This window comes from Aminobacter sp. AP02 (genome assembly GCF_003148805.1).
Lineage (GTDB): Bacteria > Pseudomonadota > Alphaproteobacteria > Rhizobiales > Rhizobiaceae > Aminobacter.
In genome coordinates, this window is sequence record NZ_QGGX01000067.1 from 1 (window position 1) to 1,369 (window position 1,369).

Annotated in this window: 1 protein-coding gene; it reads left to right on the forward strand. The window is 65.4% G+C overall.

Translation table 11 applies throughout. The annotated features are described in order from the left end of the window. The first annotated feature begins 100 nt into the window (after nt 1-100). Nucleotides 101-1,300 carry an IS256 family transposase gene (locus tag C8K44_RS27200; RefSeq protein WP_109578861.1) on the forward strand — a complete coding sequence of 400 codons (1,200 nt, stop codon included), beginning with the start codon at nt 101-103 and terminating at the stop codon, nt 1,298-1,300. Nucleotides 1,301-1,369 lie beyond the last annotated feature (69 nt).

Below are 1,369 nucleotides of genomic sequence, written 5' to 3' on the forward strand. Positions count from 1 at the left end.
CGTTAGCAGCGCCGTAGCGAGTGAGCGGCGTGTCGGTGGTCATCGGCGCTTTCCGGTAGGGTTTGGTTGTTGACGCCAACCCATTTCGGAAGGACCACCGATGACCGACGACATGATGAACCTGCGCACGCTCGTGGAGAAGACCCCGGATGCCGATCTGCTGCGGGAGATGATCGGCTTTGCCGCCGAGCGGCTGATGGAAATGGAGGTGGGCGCGGCCACCGGCGCCGGCTATGGCGAGAAGAACCCGCTGCGGCTCGCCCAGCGCAATGGCTACCGCGACCGGGACTGGGAGACGCGGGCCGGCACGGTCGAGCTGCGCATCCCGAAGCTCAGGAAGGGAAGCTACTTCCCGGGGTTCCTCGAACCGCGCCGCATGGCCGAGAAGGCGCTGACCGCCGTCATCCAGGAAGCCTACGTGCAAGGCATCTCGACACGTTCGGTTGACGATCTGGTCAAGGCCATGGGCATGAGCGGCATCTCCAAGAGCCAGGTCTCGCGGCTGTGCGAGGAGATCGACGGCAAGGTGAAGGCCTTCCTCGAGCGGCCGATCGAGGGCGATTGGCCATACCTGTGGATCGACGCCACTTACCTGAAGGTCCGCCGCGGTGGGCGGATCGTCTCGGTTGCCGTCATCATCGCCGTCGGCGTCAACGCGGACGGCCGGCGCGAGGTGCTGGGCATGGAGATTGGCACGTCGGAGGCCGAGCCGATCTGGACGGAGTTCCTGCGCAAGCTGACCCGCCGCGGCCTGCGCGGCGTCAAGCTCGTCGTCTCCGATGCCCACGAAGGCCTCAAGGCTGCTGTCACCAAGGTGCTTTGCGCCACCTGGCAGCGCTGCCGCGTCCACTTCATGAGGAATGTGCTGGCCCACGCCGGCAAGAGCGGGCGCCGCGTCGTCTCCGCCTTCATCGCCACCGCCTTCGCCCAGGAAACGCCCGACGCGGCGAGCCTGCAGTGGCGTGCCGTCGCCGATCAGATCCAGCCCAAGGTACCGAAGCTCGCCACAATCATGGACGACGCCGAGCCCGACGTGCTGGCCTACATGACCTTCCCGAAGGAACACCGCGCCAAACTCCACTCGACGAATCCGATCGAGCGTCTCAACGGCGAGATCAAGCGGCGTACCGAGGTCGTCGGCATCTTCCCCAACGACGACGCCATCATACGTCTCGTCGGCGCTCTGCTGCTCGAACAAAATGATGAGTGGGCCGTCCAACGCGCCAGATACATGACCCTGGAAACAATCGCCCTGACGAGCGATGATCCGCTCATCAGCCTGCCAGCCGTGGCGCGCTGATCAGCCCGGCCAATGCCGGAGAGCTCGGCGACCAATGCCGCAAGCTACACCACTTAGCGGGACACGATC